Source organism: Rudaea sp. (assembly GCF_036383415.1).
In the GTDB taxonomy this organism is placed as follows: Bacteria; Pseudomonadota; Gammaproteobacteria; order Xanthomonadales; family Rhodanobacteraceae; genus Rudaea.
On record NZ_DASVOK010000368.1, the window covers coordinates 1 to 2,267 of the forward strand.

A 2,267-nucleotide genomic window follows, 5' to 3' on the forward strand; every position below is an offset into this window, starting at 1 on the left:
ACAACCATGAACGCCGCGCGCCCATGTTCCCGGTCGCCAGCCAGTAGGCGACACCGAATACGGCATAGGCCGTGATCCAGCCGATGCGGTTGCCGACCACGATAGGACCGTTGCCGACAAGCAGGATCGGAATGCCCACACTGACGTAGGTGACGAGACCCGCGTAGCGGAGCAGGCGGACGTGATTGAAGAAGGAGACCTTCATGCCTGCATCATAAGACGCCGCCGCGCGCTCGCAACATGCAACAAGTCATATCCGCGCAAAAGCGGCAACCATGGCGGCGTCCACCGGCAAAGCCAGTGCCTGCGGGTTTTTGTTAGAAGCCCTTAACGAAAAAGCCCGCGCCGCGTCATGGCCCAAGCCGGCGACGCATGCAATAATACGCGCCATCGAGCGCGCCTTGCCGCGCGCCACGCCCACGGAGCACCTCCGCATGAGCATCACCATTCGCGACGTTCGCGAGCACGAACTGGATTCGATCCTTGCGCTCAACAACGCCGCCGGTTCCACGATCCTGCCGCTGGACGCGGCCGGCGTGCGCAAGTTCCACGATGAAGCCGCCTATTTTCGCGTCGCCGAAGCCGAGGACCATCTTGCCGGCTTCCTCATCGGCCTGCGCGAGAACGCCGATTACGCCAGCGACAACTTCCTCTGGTTCCGCGAACGTTATCAGCAGTTCCTGTACATCGACCGCATCGTCATCGCCCGTCCGTACCGCGGCCTCGGCCTCGGCCGTATCTTTTACGCTGACGTGACCAGCTTCGCCGAAGTGCGCGTGCCGCTGCTCGCCTGCGAGGTGTTCCTCGAACCGCGCGACGACGTCGCCGTGCTGTTCCATGGCACCTACGGTTTCCGCGAAGTCGGCCAGCAGAACATGGCCAGTGTCTCGCGCCATGTATCGCTGCTCGCCAAGGAACTGTGCAGCTTCGAGTTCGTGCGGCAGAAATATCTCGATGCCGGTGGCCTGCCGAATCAACCCTGGCTTGCCGAACGCACGCACGGCATACCCGCGCAGCAAGCGCGCATCGCCTGACATCACTTAAAGCCCCCAATTCAATGCGAGCTACGATAGCGGCCGCGGAGCCCATCCTCGAACTGAAATTCGGCCAGGTCGGCATCGCCAACCTGCGCCTCAACCTCAACGACCCCGCCGCGCTGCGCGAGGAGATCGAGCAGAAGGTCGCCGCCGCGCCGCAGTTGTTCGCACGCGCACCGGTCATCCTCGACCTGAGCCGCCTGCCGCAGTTGCCCGACGCCACCGAGGCGCAGGCGCTGCTCGATGCGATCCGCGCGGGCGGCATGCTGCCGGTCGGCCTGTCCTACAGCACAACGGAAAACGAGTTGCTCGCGAAGGAACTCGGCGTGCCGCTGCTGGCCAAGTTCCGCGCCGTCTACGAGAAGCAGAATGCGGACGACGCCGTCGCCAGCATCGCGCCCGCTCCAGCACCGAGCCGACCGAAAGCCGTACCCAAAGCCGAGGCGGAGCCCGCTCGCGCGCCGGCCGCGACGGTGTCGGGCCAACGCCACGACAAGGCCGTGCGTTCGGGCCAGCAGGTCTACGCGCGCGGACGCGATCTGATCGTCAACGCGATGGTCGGCAACGGCGCCGAGGTGATCGCGGACGGCTCGATCCACATCTACGGTCGCCTGTCCGGTCGCGCGCTCGCCGGTGCGCAGGGTGACGCTTCGGCGCGCATCTACTGCATGGATTTCCAGGCGGAACTCGTTTCGATCGCCGGCCGCTACCGTGTTTTCGAGGACCTGCCGAAGGAACTGCGCGGCAAGCCCGTGCAGGCCTGGCTCGACGGAGAAAAATTGCTGATCGAGGCGTTGGTGCCGTAGCCACGGCAGTTCGGCAAGAGTGTAAATTTGCAGTTTTAGCTTTATATAAAAATGGAGATTCCAAGTTGACCGAGAATATCGTAGTGACATCCGGCAAGGGCGGCGTCGGCAAGACGACGACGAGCGCCTCCATCGCGGTGGGCCTGGCCAAGCGCGGCAAGAAGGTCGCGGTGATCGATTTCGACGTCGGCCTGCGCAACCTCGATCTGATCATGGGCTGCGAGCGCCGCGTGGTCTACGACTTCGTCAACGTCATCCACAACGAGTGCACGCTCAAGCAGGCCCTGATCAAGGACAAGCGCTACGAAACCCTGTACGTGCTCGCCGCCTCGCAGACGCGCGACAAGGACGCGCTGACCCAGGATGGCGTGCAGCGCGTGCTCGAAGAACTCGCTGCCGACGGTTTCGACTACGTCGTCTGCGA

Annotated in this window: 4 protein-coding genes and 1 pseudogene; 3 read left to right on the top strand and 2 right to left on the bottom strand. The window is 63.9% G+C overall.

The window, feature by feature from the left end; all coding sequences use genetic code 11:
- Nucleotides 1-205 (bottom strand): annotated as a pseudogene (locus VF497_RS13660) (sensor histidine kinase); the annotation flags it as partial.
- Nucleotides 206-250: 45 nt separating this feature from the next.
- On the bottom strand, nucleotides 251-421 hold the full coding sequence (locus tag VF497_RS13665; protein ID WP_330889619.1) for a hypothetical protein: 171 nt from the start codon (nucleotides 419-421) through the stop codon (nucleotides 251-253).
- A gap of 13 nt (nucleotides 422-434) precedes the next feature.
- Here VF497_RS13665 and VF497_RS13670 point away from each other — a divergent pair, with 13 nt between their 5' ends.
- The 3 genes from VF497_RS13670 to VF497_RS13680 form a co-directional block, all read left to right on the top strand.
- Nucleotides 435-1,034 (top strand): GNAT family N-acetyltransferase, encoded by a 600-nt coding sequence (locus VF497_RS13670; protein ID WP_330889621.1) that lies wholly within the window; start codon nucleotides 435-437, stop codon nucleotides 1,032-1,034.
- Between the two features lie 23 nt (nucleotides 1,035-1,057).
- On the top strand, nucleotides 1,058-1,843 hold the full coding sequence (minC, locus tag VF497_RS13675) for a septum site-determining protein MinC (RefSeq protein WP_330889622.1): 786 nt from the start codon (nucleotides 1,058-1,060) through the stop codon (nucleotides 1,841-1,843).
- Nucleotides 1,844-1,908: 65 nt separating this feature from the next.
- Nucleotides 1,909-2,267: AAA family ATPase (locus tag VF497_RS13680; RefSeq protein WP_330889624.1), on the top strand; the 359-nt coding region annotated here is incomplete at its 3' end.